The organism is Staphylococcus sp. MZ3 (assembly GCF_018622755.1).
Taxonomy (GTDB): domain Bacteria; phylum Bacillota; class Bacilli; order Staphylococcales; family Staphylococcaceae; genus Staphylococcus; species Staphylococcus aureus.
Window position 1 is genome coordinate 1,663,338 of sequence record NZ_CP076026.1, and the last position, 19,231, is coordinate 1,682,568.

18 protein-coding genes and 1 other annotated feature are annotated in these 19,231 nt (G+C 32.8%); all 18 genes read right to left on the reverse strand.

Annotated features, from left to right (window positions below; translation table 11 throughout):
* Nucleotides 1-368: 368 nt before the first annotated feature.
* Nucleotides 369-1,589 (reverse strand): Fic family protein, encoded by a 1,221-nt coding sequence (locus KI230_RS08010; RefSeq protein WP_000542320.1) that lies wholly within the window; start codon nt 1,587-1,589, stop codon nt 369-371.
* Nucleotides 1,590-1,875: 286 nt separating this feature from the next.
* Nucleotides 1,876-3,105 (reverse strand): NRAMP family divalent metal transporter, encoded by a 1,230-nt coding sequence (locus KI230_RS08015; RefSeq protein WP_000533237.1) that lies wholly within the window; start codon nt 3,103-3,105, stop codon nt 1,876-1,878.
* Nucleotides 3,106-3,117: 12 nt separating this feature from the next.
* Entirely contained in the window at nt 3,118-3,870 is a 753-nt protein-coding gene (gene pxpA / locus KI230_RS08020; RefSeq protein ID WP_001261797.1) for a 5-oxoprolinase subunit PxpA, read from the reverse strand.
* Nucleotides 3,870-5,231: an acetyl-CoA carboxylase biotin carboxylase subunit gene (locus tag KI230_RS08025; RefSeq protein ID WP_214958249.1), complete on the reverse strand. Its 1,362-nt coding sequence runs from the start codon at nt 5,229-5,231 to the stop codon at nt 3,870-3,872. The genes pxpA and KI230_RS08025 overlap by 1 nt, the downstream gene beginning before the upstream one ends.
* 13 nt (nt 5,232-5,244) lie before the next feature.
* The gene (locus KI230_RS08030) at nt 5,245-5,694 is read right to left on the reverse strand and encodes an acetyl-CoA carboxylase biotin carboxyl carrier protein (RefSeq protein ID WP_001019338.1); all 450 of its coding nucleotides are present in this window, start codon (nt 5,692-5,694) and stop codon (nt 5,245-5,247) included.
* A 1-nt stretch (nt 5,695) separates the two neighbouring features.
* Entirely contained in the window at nt 5,696-6,706 is a 1,011-nt protein-coding gene (locus KI230_RS08035; RefSeq protein ID WP_000023326.1) for a 5-oxoprolinase subunit C family protein, read from the reverse strand.
* On the reverse strand, nt 6,696-7,430 hold the full coding sequence (gene pxpB, locus KI230_RS08040; protein ID WP_000383180.1) for a 5-oxoprolinase subunit PxpB: 735 nt from the start codon (nt 7,428-7,430) through the stop codon (nt 6,696-6,698). The genes KI230_RS08035 and pxpB overlap by 11 nt, the downstream gene beginning before the upstream one ends.
* Before the next feature lie 325 nt (nt 7,431-7,755).
* Nucleotides 7,756-8,232, reverse strand: coding sequence for a transcription elongation factor GreA (gene greA / locus KI230_RS08045; protein WP_000431309.1), 477 nt, complete (start codon nt 8,230-8,232; stop codon nt 7,756-7,758).
* Nucleotides 8,233-8,259: 27 nt separating this feature from the next.
* Complete coding sequence (gene udk / locus KI230_RS08050) at nt 8,260-8,883, reverse strand: uridine kinase (protein WP_000648617.1); 624 nt, start codon at nt 8,881-8,883, stop codon at nt 8,260-8,262.
* A complete protein-coding gene (locus KI230_RS08055; protein ID WP_000848304.1) occupies nt 8,883-10,151 on the reverse strand; it encodes a peptidase U32 family protein in 1,269 nt (422 codons plus the stop codon). Before KI230_RS08055 ends, udk begins: the two co-directional genes overlap by 1 nt.
* 11 nt (nt 10,152-10,162) lie before the next feature.
* The gene (locus tag KI230_RS08060) at nt 10,163-11,086 is read right to left on the reverse strand and encodes a peptidase U32 family protein (protein WP_000137775.1); all 924 of its coding nucleotides are present in this window, start codon (nt 11,084-11,086) and stop codon (nt 10,163-10,165) included.
* Nucleotides 11,087-11,088: 2 nt separating this feature from the next.
* The gene (locus tag KI230_RS08065) at nt 11,089-11,727 is read right to left on the reverse strand and encodes an O-methyltransferase (RefSeq protein WP_000342266.1); all 639 of its coding nucleotides are present in this window, start codon (nt 11,725-11,727) and stop codon (nt 11,089-11,091) included.
* Nucleotides 11,728-12,011: 284 nt separating this feature from the next.
* The gene (locus KI230_RS08070) at nt 12,012-12,320 is read right to left on the reverse strand and encodes a DUF1292 domain-containing protein (RefSeq protein WP_000134779.1); all 309 of its coding nucleotides are present in this window, start codon (nt 12,318-12,320) and stop codon (nt 12,012-12,014) included.
* 14 nt (nt 12,321-12,334) lie between these two features.
* Nucleotides 12,335-12,763: a Holliday junction resolvase RuvX gene (gene ruvX / locus KI230_RS08075; protein ID WP_000939059.1), complete on the reverse strand. Its 429-nt coding sequence runs from the start codon at nt 12,761-12,763 to the stop codon at nt 12,335-12,337.
* Between the two features lie 3 nt (nt 12,764-12,766).
* Nucleotides 12,767-13,027 carry an IreB family regulatory phosphoprotein gene (locus KI230_RS08080; RefSeq protein ID WP_000426912.1) on the reverse strand — a complete coding sequence of 87 codons (261 nt, stop codon included), beginning with the start codon at nt 13,025-13,027 and terminating at the stop codon, nt 12,767-12,769.
* 62 nt (nt 13,028-13,089) lie between these two features.
* Complete coding sequence (gene alaS, locus KI230_RS08085) at nt 13,090-15,720, reverse strand: alanine--tRNA ligase (protein WP_000734080.1); 2,631 nt, start codon at nt 15,718-15,720, stop codon at nt 13,090-13,092.
* A 131-nt stretch (nt 15,721-15,851) separates the two neighbouring features.
* Nucleotides 15,852-16,029 (reverse strand) — a binding site (T-box leader).
* Nucleotides 16,030-16,062: 33 nt separating this feature from the next.
* Nucleotides 16,063-18,540, reverse strand: a complete 2,478-nt coding sequence (gene recD2, locus KI230_RS08090) for an SF1B family DNA helicase RecD2 (protein WP_001283315.1) — start codon at nt 18,538-18,540, stop codon at nt 16,063-16,065.
* Nucleotide 18,541: 1 nt separating this feature from the next.
* The gene (locus tag KI230_RS08095; protein WP_000567030.1) at nt 18,542-19,210 is read right to left on the reverse strand and encodes a tetratricopeptide repeat protein; all 669 of its coding nucleotides are present in this window, start codon (nt 19,208-19,210) and stop codon (nt 18,542-18,544) included.
* Nucleotides 19,211-19,231 lie beyond the last annotated feature (21 nt).

Below are 19,231 nucleotides of genomic sequence, written 5' to 3' on the forward strand. Positions count from 1 at the left end.
TTGCGAAAATATCATTTCTGTCCCACTCCCTTGAGCCTACAATTTTGATTATGTATCACGTTCATAATACTTTCCAATTTGAAATACCCTGTTCGCAATTATTAGTTGAGTTATATCAACCAATACAGTGTAAACATAAAAATTCCAAACCGTTTAACAGTATATCAGAAAAAATGATAATCATTTCTTTTATTTTTATTAAATTTCATAATGATTCATATAATATTCGCATTAAAACATCACAATACTGATACACAACAAAAAGAGCAGTACATTTGTCATGCACCACTCTCAACAAATATATTTTTCAATGAAGCAATTACGCGATCTTACAAATACTATAAGTATAGCTGAATCACATATTATATTTATTTTATAATCGAATTTAGAAATTCATCACTTATCTCATAAATTGTTGGTCTACTTTTAATTTTAACTAAGTAGTTATCATATTTTTTAATTGTATTATTAATTTTTACTCTTCCTACTCCCAATATGTTTTCTAAATCAATTAATGTTAATCTATTTCTTTTATTTCCAAACAATTTATCCATTGAAAGGAGATACAAAAATTCATAATCTATCTGTTTATAATGACTAGTTAAATAAAGCGTTAATTTTTCAGTCGCATCCATTTTTGGTATTAACTCATCAAGTATTCTTTCTTGTCCTGCTATCAATAGCTCAAGCATTGTGTCAATAAATTCCGTCAAATCACCACAATTCAAATGATTTGAAGCAGTCATAAACGCCTTGTAATATTTCGATTTATTTCTATTTATAACATATGAAAATGTCAAAGCAGTATAATTATCATAATAATCACTCAAGAGCTTGGCAATTATAAATCTTCCAACTCTACCATTGCCATCATAAAAAGGATGTATATATTCAAACAGATAATGACTAGCCATGATTTTGAACGGCTGAGGCGCATCAAAATATTTTAAAAATGTTAGCATTTCACCTATATATTCAACAATTTTGGTTTCAGGTTGTAACCCAACATGTATATATTTATTCGTTGACCCATCATGCACACCGACAAAATTTTTACGAAATAGCTCTCCATCTAACTTATCTTGTTCGTTAATTTCATTTGAAACTAATTTATCATAAATCGCTCTAATGTCTCTTACATTATCAACTTTAATTTTTTTATTAAGTTCTATCTCTTTATATTGATCCACGAGGCCTCTGAACTTAAGAAATTCTGATGCTTGGTTATTTAACGCATGTGCAATCTCTTGTTTAGTACTAAATACATTTTCAATTTCATTAGTACTTTGTAATTCATCGATTAATAAATCATTAAAATATTGTTCTCTAGCTGCATATGGTAAAGAATTAAGTGCTCTATCAATTTTTCTACTATTAATTGATATTAATTCTTGTTTTTTTGATAGATTTTTAGTCACCATAAAGAATAGAGGATATTCCAAATCATTAACTTTTTTTCCATTTTCCATAGGTATGATATTAATATTAGTATTGAAAGAAGCTAAAGAATTAAATCTTTTAGTATACTCTTCCTTCATTTTACTTTCATTGTGTTCATGAAAAATACTTTTTAAAGTTCTGTAACCCATTTGCAGCCTCCTCTACTCATTTAAAATGTATTTTTTGTCCAATAAATCCATTTTCATTAGATTAGCTAAATATTATCACTTTTTTTCTTTAAAAACTATATAAATATCTATTTATCCAAACAACTGAAACAGAAGTTTCATCACAACAAAAAGAGCAGTACATTTGTCATGCACCACTCTCTCTTAATATATCTAATTATGCTTTATAAATGAATCACCGGAAATCAAAATACATCTTGCCTAATACTAACAACATTTACAGTGATGCTATTAGTCGAAATGTCTTTTAAAATAACTGAAGTACTTCTTTGAATGAGAATATACCTGTCAATATTGTAACAAGTACTGCAACGATACCAAAGATGAACATCCAATTTGGGTGTTTATAATCACCAACAATTGATTTCTTTTTACTTGCAATCAAAATTGCACCTAACGTAATAGGTAAAATCCATCCATTTATCGCGCCTGCTATAATTAAAAGGCTGATTGGTTTTCCAATAAATAAGAAAATCATTGTTGAAATAACGATAAACTCAATCACAATTAAATTACTTCTTTCGTTAAGTGATTTATGAAGTGTTTTTAAAAATGTTGCGCTTGTGTATGCTGAGCCAATTACTGATGACATAGCTGCAGCAAATAACACAATACCAAAAATATTCTTTCCAATTGGTCCAATTGCGTGTTCAAAAACTGACGCTGGTGGATTTTCAGAACTTAGTGTCACACCTGTTACAACAACTCCTAATACCGCTAGGAATAGTAACGTTCTCATAATACCTGTAGTTAAAATACCAGCAATTGCTGATTGATTTACAAATGGTAAATATTGCTTACCTTTAATGCCAGAGTCTAATATACGATGTGCACCTGCAAAGGTAATATAACCACCTACAGTTCCACCAACTAACGTAATGATTGGCAAGACTAATTTCATTGGATGTTCTGGCGCAAATGTATGCACAAAAGCATCACCATAAGGTGGATTAGAAACAAACATCACATATGCCACAACTAAAATCATCACAATACCAAGAATCATTGAAACAACGTCCATAATTTTTTGGCCACTTTTACTTACAAAGATTAATATTGCAAAAATTGCAGTAATAGCTGCGCCCCATTTTACATCTAATCCAAAAATTGCATTTAAACCTAAACCGGCACCAGCAATATTACCAATATTAAAAGCTAGACCACCAAATGCAATCAATATTGAGATAACAGTACCAAGCCCAGGAACAACTTTATTTGATATTTCTTGACCTCTTAAACCAGTTACAACTAATATGCGCCATATATTAATTTGTGCACCAATGTCAATGATGATAGACAGTAATATGGCAAATGCGAAACTTGCAAAAAATTGTGATGTAAATACTGCTGTTTGCGTTAAAAATGCTGGCCCAATTGCAGAAGTTGCCATCAAAAATACAGAACCTAATAATAACCTTTTATGATTTTTTGTGAATTCAAAGTCACTTTCTTTTTTAAGCTTTAAATTTCTCCCCATTTTTTTAGCCCCCTATAAGGATTGAATATCAATGCCTTCTTTCATTAAAATTTCTCTAATTTTCGAAACAAATAATAATGCATGTTCTCCATCACCATGCACACAAATTGTATCTGCTTGTAACGTTACTTCCTTATTGTTTTTTGAAATAACTTTATTTTCCTTCACCATCTTTAAAACCTGCTTAAGTGCTTCGTCAGTATCAGTAATCACAGCATCACTTTCTTTTCTACTAACGAGCTGCCCATCATCTTCGTATCGTCTATCAGCAAACACTTCAGAAGCTGTAATTAATCCGACATTCTTTGCTTCTGAAATTAGATATGAATTTGCTAATCCTACTAACACTAGTGATGGATCAAAGTCATAAACAGCTTGTGCTATAACGCTTGCTATTTCTCTGTCTTTTGCACCCATCTGATACAATGCACCATGCGGTTTAACATGATTAATTTTAACTTGATGAATGCGACAAAACCCTTGTAATGCACCTAATTGATAAATCATCAAATTATAAATCTCGTCGTTAGAGATATCTATATTTCGTCTGCCAAAGCCTTTCAAATCAGGTAAACCAGGATGTGCACCTACTGCAACATTATGTGCTTTGGCAAGTTTTACCGTTTCATTCATTACATTTTCATCACCAGCGTGAAAACCACAAGCAACATTCGCACTTGTAATTAATGGAATAATTTGATGATCACCACCAAAGGAATAATTTCCAAATGCTTCGCCTAAATCACAATTCAAATCAACTCGCATTATAATTCCACCCCTTTAACAATTTGATGTTTTTCTAAAAATTTAATATCAACATCTTTTGCATCTCCATCACGATATAGTGGATAATTTAAAACTGCATATAAAAAATCGGCAGTTGTAGAAAATCCATCTATCACCATTTCATCTAAGGTGACTTTCAACTTATCAATTGCTGAAGCTCTATCATGAGATTTTACAATTACTTTAGCTACTAAAGAATCATAATATGGTGAAACTTGATAACCGTGATATAGTAAAGAATCGACTCGCACATTAAAGCCTTGAGGTAAATGTAACGCTGTCACTTTACCTGGTGTTGGTTGAAATTTCTTTTCAGGATTTTCGGCATTTATTCTCGCTTCTATCACATGACCATTAAATTGAATATCGCTTTGTGAAAAAGGTAAATGATTATGTTCCAATAAATACAGTTGTGCTGCAACCAAATCACGTTCTGCTCGCATCTCTGTAACAGTATGTTCAACTTGTATTCGAGCATTCATTTCAATAAAGTAATGTGCGGTATCAGTTACTAAAAATTCAATCGTACCTGCACTTCTATAATTTGCTGCACGTGCAACTTTAACAGCATCGTTACATATTTGTTGTCGTCTTTCTTCAGTTAATGCTGCACAAGGAGATTCTTCGATTAATTTTTGATTTTTACGTTGTACAGAACAATCACGTTCCCCTAAATGTACATAATTATCCTGCCCATCTCCCATAACTTGAACTTCAACATGTTTTGCAACAGGTATAAAAGCCTCAACATAAACACGATCATCATCAAAGTATTTTTTTCCTTCACTTTTAGCTTCTTTAAATGCCTTTTCTAAATCATCAGCTTTCTTTACAATACGTATACCTTTACCACCACCGCCACTGGCAGCTTTGATAACAACTGGATAACCGATGTCTTTGGCAAGATTCTCAATTTCAGACACATGATTCACAGCACCATTTGATCCTGGAATCACAGGAACACCTGCATGATGAACTGTTTGTCTTGCTGTTATTTTATCCCCCATCATTTCCATCGTTTTTTTAGTAGGCCCTATAAACGCTATGCCTTGTTCCTCAACGGTTTGAGCAAATTTTGTTGATTCTGATAAAAAGCCATATCCTGGGTGAATTGCATTAGCACCAGTGATTTGTGCAGCAGATATGATGCGGTCAATATTTAAATAACTATCTAAAGCATTAGCTTCCCCAATACATATAGCTTGATCTGCTAAATGTACATGCAAGCTTTGCTCGTCCCCTTTTGCATAAACTGCTACAGTTTCAATCCCATATTCTCTGCAAGCTCTTATAATCCTTACAGCAATTTCACCTCTGTTCGCAATTAAACAACGAAGCATTTACTTACCCCCTTTACTTAATACGTACCAAAACTTGGTCGTATTCAACATTTGTGCCATGATCAGCTACTATTTCAGTAATTTCTCCAGCAACATCTGTTGTTACCTCGTTTAATACTTTCATCGCTTCAACATATCCTATAATATCTCCCTTGTTAACTTTGTCACCGACATTCACAATTGGTTCATTTAATTCTTTACTATCTTGTAAAAAGAATGTACCTACCATTGGTGATTTAATGTCATGATAATCATTTGTCGAAACATCGGAGTTATCATTCGCTTTTGAAGCTGTCAAATCATTATTGTTCATACTTTGATTTGATTGATTACTGTGTGCAGCCAAATGATTCGAGTCAGTGAAGTCAATTTCTATTTCATCTTCAAAATTTTTATATTTAAATTTCTTAACATCATTTTCCTTCACTAATTTGATTATTTGTTCGATTTTTTCAATATTCATTTTACAAATCCCCTTTTAAAATTGTTGCTAATTTTTTCGAAGTATGTCGCAAGCTAGATGTTTCAAAAATTGGAGTCTTTTGATGACTCTTAAGAATTTCATTAAACAGAGACATTTGTTCCCGATTCTTATCTACAGCTTCTTGGAATGATATCCATTTAAATTGAATTGTATCTTGTGGTTTCATCTGTGCTAACTTTGGCAGATCAAATTTGCATACAGTTGCAATTTTGGTATAACCACCTATCGTTTGTTTATCATTAAGCAGAATAATAGGTTGACCATCATTTGGTACTTGAACACTACCAAGAGCAACCGGTTCAGAAATGATATCTGCTTGATTAATTGGTGCAACGCTGTCACCTTCCAAACGATAGCCCATACGGTCTGATTGTTCAGTAATTAAATATGGATGATTTACAATTTTCGCTCTAGCCTCTTCAGAAAATGCCTCGAATTGAGGTCCTTGAAGAATGTGTATAATATTATTTTCTGGCAATAAATCGTCCTGTAAATGAATAGTCTTTCCAATGTTTTCTTTAAAGTCATTATTTATTTTCACTGTTATTACATCATTAGCTAATAACTTTCTACCTTTGAATCCTCCTATACTGCTTCGGGTATGTGTTGCATAACTTTCAGCAATAGAAGGTACGTTGATAGAATGACCAAAAGTAAGATAACCGCGTGCACCTTTGGTTATAGCACCTATTTTTAAAATGTCACCTTTCTCAGCTAATATGACAGAATTCATTGATATAGTTTTATTATTTAGCGAAGCATTAATACTACCACCGGTTATAACAAATGTATTTTGCGTATTAAATTGAATGGTAGGACCAATCAAAGTATATTCAATCGCTGGACCATCATTGTTAATTAATGACTGCGCAACCTTAAAACTAAATTGATCCATGGCACCTGCGCCTGAAAATCCAATATGTTCATAACCTTTTCTTCCTAGATCTTGTACCGTTGAAAAGAGACCTGGTTGTAAAATCTTAATTGACATTTTCAATCACCACCCAGTCATCAACATTAAAGTTGCCATCTGATATATCTCTTTCGATTTGTATAAATTTCTGTTCATCTATTGCATAAAATTGTATCCATTCTCCTGCTTCGTACATTGACATTGGTTCACGCTCGCTGCTAAATACTTTTAACGGTGTGCGTCCAATAATTTGCCATCCGCCAGGAGAATCTGATGGATATAGTCCTGTTTGATTATTCGCAATACCTACAGAACCTGCATGAATTTTTAACCTTGGCTGATTACGTCTAGGTGTATGTAGTTGTTCATCAAGTCCGCCTAAGTATGGAAATCCTGGCATAAATCCTAGCATATATATTAAATAAGGTTTACTTGTATGTTTTTCAATAACTTGCTCAACAGTTATTCGATTATGCTTTGCTACTTCTTCAATATCTGGTCCATATGTACCACCATATTGAACAGGTATTTTAATAATACGATTGGTTTGATTCACAGCATGAACATTTTTTTCATTAAATTTGTTAAGTTCTAAATTTTCAATTAATTTAGAAGATGTTATAGCTTGTTCATCAAAATATATTAGAACTGCTCGATACGAAGGGACAATATCTTGAATTTCTAATATTTCTTTTTCTCGTATCCACCGTACCATTGCTGTGACATTACGATATGTCTCTTCGGATATTTTATTTTCAAAATAAATCATAATTGTCTGCTCGTTAATAAATCTTACATCCACTTTAAATCCCCCTTTGTATTGCAATAAACCAGTATTGAATACCTTTTCATTGTATCATTGAGAAGCACAAGTTGTTTAATAAGTAATTCAAATCGCATACAATAACAAATGATAATCAATTTGTTTTCTCGGAAATATTTTGCTTTTTTAAAATGGAGTAGTTAATATTGTAACTCTTACACTAATTTAGGTTCTGCTATCATTCGGTCTGATGGAAAATTTTTACTTTTCATCTGTCCGATTTTTTGATTTTGAATATAAAAAAGCACGACCGAAGTATCATTAACACACTTCAATCGCGCAATTAAACAATCTATTTGATCATTTATTGGATATTAACAATTTTTACGTTCATTTCGCCACCATTAGGTAGTGGAACACGAACTTCATCATCTAAACCTTTACCAATTAACGCTTTAGCCATTGGTGATTCATTTGAAATCTTACCATTAAATGCATCTGATTCAGCTGAACCAACGATTTGATAACTTTCCTCTTCATCACCTGGTAATTCTACAAACGTTACTGTTTTACCAATTTTAACAATGTTGTTATCTCCAGTATCTTCAATGATTAATGCATTTCTTAACATATGCTCAATTCTTTGAATATCTTGTTCGATGAATCCTTGTTCATCTTTTGCTGCATCATACTCAGAGTTCTCTGATAAGTCACCAAATGAACGTGCAACTTTAATTTTCTCTACAACTTCAGGACGCTTAACTGTTTTTAATTCTTCAAGTTCACGCTCTAATTTTTCAAAACCTTCTTGAGTCATTGGATATTGCTTTTGATTTTCCATATTGTCATCTTCCTTTACTGAATTATACTATTGCTTGCTAACTAAAGACTGAATTTTTGTTGTCATAATATCTATTGCAACTTTATTGCTCCCACCTTCAGGAATAATTATATCAGCATATTTCTTAGTCGGTTCAATAAATTGGTCATGCATAGGTCTAACAACACTTAAATATTGATTGATAACAGAGTCCATTGAACGCCCACGCTCTTTAGTATCTCGTGTTAAACGGCGTAATATTCTCAAGTCTGCATCTGTATCAACATATATTTTAACATCCATCATATCACGTAATACCTTATTTTCTAAAGCGAAAATACCTTCTACGATAATAACATCTTTAGGTTTAAAATCAATGGTAATGTCACTTCTTGTATGACTAGCATAATCATATGTCGGTACTTCTACTGCTTTACCATTTTTCAAGTCTTTAAGATTTTCAATTAATAAATCATTATCGAATGCAAATGGATGGTCATAATTGGTTTCTAGGCGCTCGTCGAAAGTCAAGTGCTTTTGATCTTTATAATAGTAATCTTGAGCAAGTAAAGCGACACTATGACCTTCTAAGTTTTTCATAATTTCGTTAGTTACAGTTGTTTTTCCTGAGCCAGATCCACCAGCTATGCCAATGATTGTAGTAGCTTTCATTAGCCAATTTCCTTTCTCATCATGTTGTTTGGATATATCGGGCGATCCACTTTAATTTGAACGATTTGTAATGGATGGCGCGCCGCGTCTAAGCTGTTACCTTCTTCATCATAAATTGCTTCTACTACTTGTGTAAATGTTTCAATTTCTGGACCAAAGAATTCTATTTCTTGACCTGGTTTAAAGTTATTTCGTTGTTGAATAGTCGCAATTTTTGTATCTTCATTATAATCTAATACCAAACCACAAAAATCAAATGGTGATTTTTTAGATTGTTGTTGACCAAACATCTGTTCTTCATAACCAGGTGTTCCCTCAAAGAATGCTGGTGCAGTGTCTCTATTTGCACATTTATCTAACTCAATTAACCATTCCGGATTAATCTTAAAGTTGTCAGGATCTGCCGCATACGCATCAATGACTTTACGATATACTGAGACAACTGTTGCAATATAATGAATTGACTTCATACGTCCTTCAATTTTTAATGAGTCCACACCAATATCCATCATTTGAGGAATTGATTCGATTAATTTTAAATCTTTAGGACTCATCGCAAACGGTGTAACTTCACCTTGATTATAAAAAACATCAAGTTCACCATTATCATCAACTTCTAATAATTCATAATCCCAACGGCAACTTTGACAGCAACCGCCTCTGTTGGAATCCCTTGCAGTCATATGATTACTTAATGTACATCTACCTGAATAGGCGATACACATAGCACCATGAATAAATGCTTCGATTTCAATATCTACTTTTTCCTTCATTTCACGCATTTCCATCGCGCCGGTCTCACGTGCTAATACAACACGATCCAATCCTTCTTCTTTCCAATATTCTACAGCTTTGTAATTAGAAAGTGATTGTTGAGTAGATAAATGAATTTCAAGTTTTGGCGCAACTTCTTTACATGTTTCGATAATTAAAGGATCTGCAACAATGATACCTGTCGCACCAGTCTTTTCCAAATTACGCAAATATGATTCTAGACCTTCAATATTCTCATCATGTGCAATAATATTTGTCGTAACATAAATTTTGGCACCGTAACGGTTCGCAAATTCAACACCTTCAGCTATTTCTTCCATCGTGAAATTATCAGCATTTGAACGTAATCCATATTCTTGACCACCTAAAAATACGGCATCAGCGCCATAATGTACTGCTATTTTTAACTTTTCTAAGTTTCCAGCAGGTGCTAATAATTCTGGTTTCTTCATAACTGTTTTAGGAGTTGATTTAATCTCTTCTATTGTCTTCATGATTAACCTCCTTAATATACTGTTTGTTTATATAAGAAACCTTCGTCAAATGGTCGATGATCAGGTTGAATTTCTTCAATTGGGTCCATCAACATAAATTTCTCATCTTCATAGATTTCAGGATCTTCATTGTACAAATCTATCGCTTGACGATACTGTTCCGTTACCACATTAATATATTCTTCCGTTTGTAGAATACCATCGATTTTAAATGAATCTATACCCGCCTCAAAAAATGGTGCTAATTCTTCAATTAAACAAATGTCGTTTGGTGACATAATGTGCGTACCATTGTAATCTTCGTAAACTGGGTAATTATTTTGTCTTTCTTCATCATAAAGTAATAAAGATTGTTCATCATTGCGACGTTCAATTTTCATTTGACGATCTTGGAACGTATAATAATTGCCTAGTAGCATACGCTTTGATTGGAACATACAAGTCATTCCTTGAACTTGAACCTCAATTTCCACATTTGAATTTTCTTTTATATTAATAATTTCATCCAAATTCAGCTCACGTGCTAAGACAGCTCTTGATGCGCCTCTTTTACCCCAGTAATTACATTGAAAATGATTAGTTACTAACGTCTCTGCATTCCAATGAAGTGGTATTGGATTTTCTTGCGCCTTCACATACATTACTACTGCTGGATCCCCGAAAATAATTCTGTCAACTCGTATTTCATGTAAAAAATTAATATAATCTTCTACAGCATCTAAATGATAATTATGAAATAATCCATTCACCGCCGCATATACTTTTTTATCGTTTTTGTGAGCTAATGCGACAGCCTCTGTCATTTGTTGTCTATTGAATTCCCCTGGAAGTCTTAAACCAAACTTTTGCTCGCCAATTACAAAAGCATCTGCACCTAAATCAATAAGTGTTTCCATATGGCTTAATGACTTGGGTGTGACAAGTAATTCTGTCATAGTCATTCTCCTTTAATTGAAATCGCTAATCCATCGTCTATATTTAAAAAATTCGTTGTATATCCTGGTTGCTTTATTAACCACTCATTATAATCTTGAACCTTTTTAACCATTTGTCTTACATTTCTCGATCTAACAATCCCAATATCCGATACAAAACCGTGATATAAAACATTATCTGTAATTACGAGACCTTGGTGCTTTAAAAGTGGTGTATATATTTCAAAAAATTTCTTTGATTGCGCTTTTGCTGCATCAATAAATATCATATCATAAACTTTGTCATTTACATTTTCAAATTGCTCTAAAGCATTACCTTCAATAATTCGAACCTGGTTTTCAAAATGATAAGTAGCTAAATTTTGTTTAGCATATTGAATCATCGTTTCATTACGCTCTATCGTTGTGACATGAATGTCATCAGATATAGAAGCGAATTGCATAGAACTATAGCCGATTGCTGTGCCAATTTCTAAAATATTTTTAACATTATTCATACGAATTAATTGCTTAATTAAATCTAATGTTAAACGATCTACAATTGGCACTTCATTTACTTCGGCAAATTCACGCAAAACTTCGATTGAACTATTTTGATGTTGATGTAAATCTATTAAATATTTTTTATTTAGGTCATCCATGTTTTAAACTTCCTTTATGTAAAATAAGTCAATATGATTATGACAATAAAATAAATCAGCCTTCACAATTGATTATAATTTTGCCAACCAATTAAATGACTGATTTCGTGTTAGACGCAAAGCTATTTTATTTATAGAAGCGAATCATTCATATAAAATTTAACTTTAGATATTTTACCATATTTTCAATAAAATTATAAGCGTTAATTATTTATACATTGCTTGACTTAAAAAAATACTCTTGCCTACCCATCTTAAGGTTAGCAAGAGTAAAATCTTTTTAATTATTCTTCCATTTCAGTATTTACAACTTCTTCAATCATGTCCCATTCTTCATCAGTTTCGATTGGTACTAACTTACCACCGTCACCTGACTCATCTGGTTCATTGATCATTGGTACAAGCTCAATCATATCGTCTTCATCTGATTGAGCACCTTCTTCAGCTAAGATAACATACTCTTTTTTGAATTCAGGATGATAAAATTCTAAAACTTTTCGGTATAAAACTTCATTTCCCTCTTCATCGAATAAAGTTAATAATTCTTCTTCGTTATTAATTTCTAGTTGTGAATCATGATTATGTTCAGTCATAGTAAAATCTCCTTTTAATGTAGTGAATCTAAATAGCCTTGTAAAATAAATACCGCTGCCATTTTATCAATCACTTGTTTTCTTTTTTGTCTTGAAACATCTGCTTCTAATAATGATCGTTCAGCAGCCATTGTGCTTAATCTTTCATCCCACATCACAATCTCAATAGAAGGATAAGCTTCTAATAATTTTTCTTTATATGTTAACGAAGCTTCGCCTCGAAATCCTATTGAATTATTCATGTTTTTAGGTAGTCCTATTACGACTGTACCCACATTATGTTTTTTAATAATGTCTACTAATTGGTCAATACCTAATTCATTATTTTCTTCATTGATTCGGAGTGTGTCTAATCCTTGTGCCGTCCAACCCATTATATCACTAATTGCAATTCCTACCGTTCTACTACCGACATCGAGTCCTAAAATTTTATGTTGTAACATAAATTATTTATTTTGCTCTTTTAAATAGTAAGAAACAAGCTCTTCCATAATAACATCTCTATCAATATGACGAATTTGATTTCTTGCTTCATTTTGGCGTGGAATATACGCAGGGTCACCTGATAATAAATAACCTACAATTTGGTTTACGGCATTATATCCTCGTTCATCTAATGTTCGATAAACATTATTTAAAACATCTCTTACATCTTGCGTTGGAAGTTCTTCATAGTCGAATTTCATTGTTTTATCAAAGTTTTCCATTTGCGACACTCCTTTAATTACAAATATAACTCACTATCATCATACAATATTATGGCTTTAAATTATAGATTTTTAATGTAATCTTTAATAAAGCTTAATGATTTTGAGATATTTTCAGGTTGTGTACCGCCACCTTGAGCCATATCTGGACGACCGCCACCTTTACCACCAACGATTGGTGCCATTTGTTTGATAAGATCACCGGCTTTAACGTTATTTGTTAAAGATTTAGGGACAGTTGCAACCATCGATACTTTATCATCAACATTACTTGCAAGAATGATAATTGTATCTTGTAGTTTAGATTTAAAATCGTCCATTGTCGAGCGAATTGCTTTCGCATTTGGTACATCCACTTCAGTAACCAATACTTTATAGCCATTGATTTCTTCAACTTGATCCTCAATATTACCCATTTTAAGTGATGTGATTTCTTTGTCACGTTGCTCTAATTGTTTTAATAATGCTTTTTCTTCATCTTGTAATTGTGTTAACTTATCGACTACTTGATCATCAGATTTCACTTTCAGCTGTGATTTCATCGTATTAAATTTCTCTTGAATATCTTCTAAATATAAGAAAGCTGCTTTACCTGTTAATGCTTCAATACGACGCACACCAGCTCCTGTACCTGACTCACTTACTATTTTGAATAAGCCAATTTCAGAAGTATTGCGGACATGAATACCACCACATAATTCAATTGAAAATGGTGCCATATTTACTACACGCACAACATCACCATATTTTTCACCGAATAATGCCATTGCGCCCATTTCTTTAGCTGAAGCAATATCCATTTCTTGAATGTTAACGTCAATACCTTTCCAAATTTCTTCATTTACTAAGCGTTCAACTTGATCAATTTCATCATTAGTCATTGGACCAAAATGAGAGAAATCAAAACGTAAACGATCTGCTTCTACTAGTGAACCAGCTTGGTTAACATGATCACCCAGTACTGATTTCAACGCTGCATGTAATAAATGAGTTGCACTATGGTTCTTTTGAATGTCACGTCGATCATTTTGGTTCACTTCAGCAGACACTGTAGCGCCAACATTTACTTGGCCAAATTGTACTACTCCTTTATGCAAGTTTTGACCATTTGGTGCTTTGGTTACTTCACTAACAGCAATTTCAAAATTGTCATTATAAACAATACCTGTATCCGCAACTTGTCCACCACTGACTGCATAAAATGGTGTTTCCGTTAACATGAAGTATACTGTTTCACCCGCTTCAACTTGTGAAACTTCTTCACCATTATATATCAAGTGTGTTAGGGTTGTTTGAGCTGTCGCAGTATCATAACCAACAAAAGTACTTACAGATGTAATATTTTTCAATACTTCACTTTGAACTTGCATTGATTGAGAATTTTGACGTGCTTGACGTGCACGATCACGTTGTTGTTGCATTTCTGACTCGAATGTTGTCATATCAACTTTCAATCCTGCTTGCACTGCTATTTCTTCAGTTAATTCAATTGGGAACCCGTACGTATCATACAATTTAAATGCATCTTTCCCATTAATTTCATTTGTTGTCGCTTTAGCTTTTTTAATTAATTCATTTAAAATCGCTAAACCATCTTCTAATGTTTCATGGAATCGTTCTTCTTCAGACTTTATAACACGCTTAATGAAATCTGCTTTTTCCTTAACATTTGGATAATATGGTTCCATAATGTCTGCAACAATATCAACAAGTTTGTACATAAACGGCTCATTGATTCCTAACGTTTGACTAAAACGAACGGCACGACGTAACAATCGACGTAATACATATCCTCTACCTTCATTGGCAGGTAATGCACCATCAGAAATTGCAAATGCAATCGTACGAATGTGGTCAGCAATTACTTTAAATGCCACATCTTGTTCGTTGTTTACTAAATATTGTTTACCTGATACTTTTTCGATTTCATTCATTATAGGCATAAATAAATCTGTTTCATAGTTAGTACGTACATTTTGAGAAACTGAGGCCATACGCTCAAGCCCCATGCCGGTATCAATGTTTTTATTAGGTAATGGTGTGTAACTATGATCTTTATTATGATTGAATTCACTAAATACTAAGTTCCATACTTCAAGATAGCGTTCATTTTCTCCACCTGGATACATTTCTTCTGCCGGATCGTCTTGTCCATATGCTTCTCCGCGATCATAGAAAATCTCAGTGTTTGGTCCTGAAGGCCCTTCACCAATATCCCAGAAGTTACCTTCAATGCGAATAATACGACTTTCTTCAAGACCAATATCTTTATGCCAAATGTTGTATGCTTCCATATCTTCCGGATGAATCGTAACGTACAATTTATCTGGCTCCATACCCATCCATTTATCACTCGTTAAAAATTCCCAAGCAAATTCAATCGCTTCTTGTTTAAAATAATCACCAATTGAGAAGTTACCTAACATTTCAAAGAATGTATGGTGACGCGCTGTGAAACCAACATTTTCAATATCATTTGTACGAATAGCTTTTTGAGAGTTTACAATTCTTGGCTTTTTAGGTGTTTCACGTCCATCAAAATATTTCTTTAATGTTGCTACACCTGAATTAATCCATAATAATGTATCATCATCAATTGGCACTAATGGTGCAGAAGGTTCAACCATATGTCCTTTTTCAACAAAGAAATCTAGATATTTTTGTCTAATTTCACTCGCTTTTAACTTTTTCATCATTTACACATCCTATTTACTGTTTTTAAATTACCATTCCATAAAAATTGATGACACAGATAGTCGATTTGAAAAACTAGTATAAATCAATATCATTTTTTATTATTAAAAAATAAAAAACGCCCATCCTCAAAAGGGACGAACGTTATCGCGGTACCACCCTAGTTATAAATGCAATTCAACACATTTATCACTTTAAATCGACTATACAGTTGTGCATAAAGTAGCGTTCACTAATGTTTGTTGTACTTTTCACCAACCAGTACATCTCTGATAAACAAATCATTAACTACTCATCTTTATACGAATTTAATTCTATTTTAGTTACATTTACGCTTGTTGTCAACGTTCTATAAAGTCATACGGCGTGATTTCTCCCATATTAATCATTGGGTCAATTTTAAACATTGTAGCTTCCGTTAATACATTTATATCTGTTTTTGTTGAATCAGACGTAACTTCTCCACTATCATTCGATGACATTGGCGCTTGTACTTGATCATCTATTGTCGTTTGTGAAGCTCCTGTATCATTAGTTGCTGTGTTTTCCAGCATTTCTTCATCTTCTGAATTAAAATAATTTTTCAACAATGTACATAATTGTGTTAAACGCGCTTGACCATTTGTTTTTAATCCAATATCAAATGCTTCTGGATCACCAAGTAGAACTAAACTCGTTTTCGCTCTAGTTAAACCAGTATATAATATCGGTCTTTGTAACATTCTAAAATACTGTTTAACAATAGGCATGATAACAATAGGAAATTCTGAACCTTGTGATTTATGGATTGATGTACAATAAGCATGCGTTAATTCCATCATATCTTGTTTCGTAAATGTAATTTCATTACCTTCAAAATCCACAACAAGTACATCTTTATTAAGGGCATTTTCTTTCGCCCAAAAAATACCAACAATAACTCCTATGTCACCATTGAATATGTTATCATTTGGCCTATTAACAAGTTGTAATACTTTGTCACCTTTTCTAAAGACTACATCACCAAACTCAATTTCTCGTGTGTCTTTCTTTTTAGGGTTTAAAATATCTTGTAAAACTTGATTTAAACGTTTAATACCGGCATTTCCTTTATACATTGGTGCAAGCACTTGAATATCAGCCATAGTATACCCTTTATTAACAGCACTAGTAACTACCTTCTCAACAACTGTTGGTATTTGGTTTGCCTGACAGTTAATAAAGCTTCTATCATGAAAACGCTGTGTAATATCAATTTTCTGACCCAACTTCATTCGATGTGCTAATTCTATAATGCTTGAACCATCTTGTTGACGATATACTTCAGTCAGATTAACTCGTGGTATAGCTTTCGATTCAATTAAATCTTTAAATACTTGACCAGGACCTACAGAAGGCAATTGGTCCTCATCACCTACAAATATCAATTGTGCATCTAAAGGAACTGCACTTAAAAATTGGTGGAACAACCAAGTATCTACCATAGACATCTCATCAATGATTATGAGTCGTGCGTTTATTTCATTTTCTAATATATCCTCTGGCTTTGTGTCTTGATTCCAACCTATTAAACGATGAATCGTCATTGCTTCTAATCCAGTTGACTCTTGTAGTCTCTTAGACGCTCTTCCTGTTGGCGCTGCTAATACAACTGGATAATCATCATTGACATAATCATCATAATCTAATGATAAGCCATGAATCTCAGCATATAATTCTACAATGCCTTTAATTACTGTCGTCTTTCCTGTTCCCGGTCCACCGGTTAATAGCATCACCTTAGAATTGATAGCCGTTTGCAAAGCTTCTTTTTGTGAAGCTGCATAGTTCACTTGATTCGCATCTTCTATTTCACCAATATGCATTTGTAAATCTGACTGTTCAATTTCTGTAAGTTTATTTGTATGCGTCTTTATTCTGAATAAGTTTTGAACACTTTTGATTTCAGAATAATACAAACTTGGAATTGCAACTTGTTCATTGTCAATAATTAGTCGTTTTTCCTCATTTAAGTATTGCAACATTTCGTCTAATTTTTCAGGTTCGATGACCTCTTCATCTTGATAATTTAATACATCAACCGTTAAATCTATAACAACATTGATAGGCAAATATGTATGTCCCTGTTTAATACATTCTTCTTCTAACGTATAGAGCAACGCAGCTTTTAATCGTTCATTATCGTTATAAGCGATACCAATATTTCTAGCAAGTTGATCTGCTTTATTAAAACCAATACCTTTAATATCATAAATCAATTGATATGGATTTCGATCTAAAATAGTCAGTGTATCGCCGAGATAAAACTGATAAATTGCCATTGAAAGTTTAGGACCAAACCCTAAATCATGTAAACGAATCATTATTTTTTCAGATTCTTGATTTGCTGAAATTTGTTCTGCAATTTGTTTCTGTTTCTTTTTAGATAATCCCGAAACTTTTTCTAGCACTGAATGGTCATCTAATATATCATTTATCGCATTGTCACCTAATGTATTAACAATATTTTGAGCTGTCTTTTTACCTACACCTTTAAACAAATCACTAGATAAATAACTTATAATTGCTTCTTTCGTTTGTGGCATTTCTTTTTCAAAAGTCTCTGCTTTTAATTGTTTACCATAACGTGGATGATCAACAACTTGCCCTTTAAATGTGTAGACATCGCCTTCAACAATATTCGGAAGAAACCCTACAACAGTTGGCATTGTATCAAAGTCTTCATTTGTTTCAATAGTATCTACTTTAAGCACTGTATAAAAATTATCACTGTTTTGAAACAATATCGCTTCAACAGTACCTTTGATCATTGAATAATCAAATAGTGTAGGGTCTGACATGTTACTCCTCCTCTTTCATTTTAGTGAATGTTTTCAGCGCATGCTGACTTAATAAGTGTTTAGGGTCGATAGTCACAGCTTCTTTAAAATGAGTTATTGCTTCATCAATATCTTCATTTTTCATAAATAACGCTAAGCCCAAATTGTATCTTGCATCAACATGATTTTTATCAATCGTTAATACATGTTTAAGTTGAGTTATGGCTTCATTAAACATTTCTAATTGACATAATACCAGACCATATTGAAATTGAACTTCTGCATCTTTGTCTTTATCTAGTTCCGCAGCAGTCATTAAATACGGCAATGCCAGCTTAAATGATTCTAACTGATTAAACGCCATACCGATCATATAATTACAATCAACTTGTTCAATCTCTGTTTGTAATGCTTGTTGATATAATTTAATAGCTTCTTGATAACGTTGCTGATTATAATATACATTTGCTAGATTATAAAATACGACGCCATTCTTCGGATCTATTGTTAAAGCTTTTTGGAAAAAGCGCTCTGCCTTTTCAATCTCATTCGCATCAGCAAGTACGATACCAGCATTAATATAATTTTCAATAATTGTAGGATTTTCTTCGATATTTCCGAACAATGCTTGTAACGCTTCTTCTATTTTTCCATTTTGTATGTATTGATAAATTGTTTGTTGATCTATCATTTACGAACCTCATTTCTCATC

Excerpts from the sequence above, each read along its gene's own strand:
- KI230_RS08060 (WP_000137775.1), bottom strand. The coding sequence starts at position 11,086 with ATGACAGAATTACTTGTCACACCCAAGTCATTAAGCCATATGGAAACA.
- pxpA (WP_001261797.1), bottom strand. The coding sequence starts at position 3,870 with ATGCGAGTTGATTTGAATTGTGATTTAGGCGAAGCATTTGGAAATTAT.
- KI230_RS08055 (WP_000848304.1), bottom strand. The coding sequence starts at position 10,151 with ATGAAGACAATAGAAGAGATTAAATCAACTCCTAAAACAGTTATGAAG.
- KI230_RS08025 (WP_214958249.1), bottom strand. The coding sequence starts at position 5,231 with ATGCTTCGTTGTTTAATTGCGAACAGAGGTGAAATTGCTGTAAGGATT.
- recD2 (WP_001283315.1), bottom strand. The coding sequence starts at position 18,540 with ATGTCAGACCCTACACTATTTGATTATTCAATGATCAAAGGTACTGTT.
- ruvX (WP_000939059.1), bottom strand. The coding sequence starts at position 12,763 with ATGTTACAACATAAAATTTTAGGACTCGATGTCGGTAGTAGAACGGTA.
- greA (WP_000431309.1), bottom strand. The coding sequence starts at position 8,232 with ATGGAAAATCAAAAGCAATATCCAATGACTCAAGAAGGTTTTGAAAAA.
- KI230_RS08070 (WP_000134779.1), bottom strand. The coding sequence starts at position 12,320 with ATGACTGAACATAATCATGATTCACAACTAGAAATTAATAACGAAGAA.
- KI230_RS08035 (WP_000023326.1), bottom strand. The coding sequence starts at position 6,706 with ATGTCAATTAAGATTTTACAACCAGGTCTCTTTTCAACGGTACAAGAT.
- KI230_RS08095 (WP_000567030.1), bottom strand. The coding sequence starts at position 19,210 with ATGATAGATCAACAAACAATTTATCAATACATACAAAATGGAAAAATA.
- KI230_RS08030 (WP_001019338.1), bottom strand. The coding sequence starts at position 5,694 with ATGAATATTGAAAAAATCGAACAAATAATCAAATTAGTGAAGGAAAAT.
- udk (WP_000648617.1), bottom strand. The coding sequence starts at position 8,883 with ATGAAAGCTACTACAATCATTGGCATAGCTGGTGGATCTGGCTCAGGA.
- KI230_RS08065 (WP_000342266.1), bottom strand. The coding sequence starts at position 11,727 with ATGGATGACCTAAATAAAAAATATTTAATAGATTTACATCAACATCAA.
- KI230_RS08015 (WP_000533237.1), bottom strand. The coding sequence starts at position 3,105 with ATGGGGAGAAATTTAAAGCTTAAAAAAGAAAGTGACTTTGAATTCACA.
- alaS (WP_000734080.1), bottom strand. The coding sequence starts at position 15,720 with ATGAAAAAGTTAAAAGCGAGTGAAATTAGACAAAAATATCTAGATTTC.
- KI230_RS08080 (WP_000426912.1), bottom strand. The coding sequence starts at position 13,027 with ATGGAAAACTTTGATAAAACAATGAAATTCGACTATGAAGAACTTCCA.
- KI230_RS08010 (WP_000542320.1), bottom strand. The coding sequence starts at position 1,589 with ATGGGTTACAGAACTTTAAAAAGTATTTTTCATGAACACAATGAAAGT.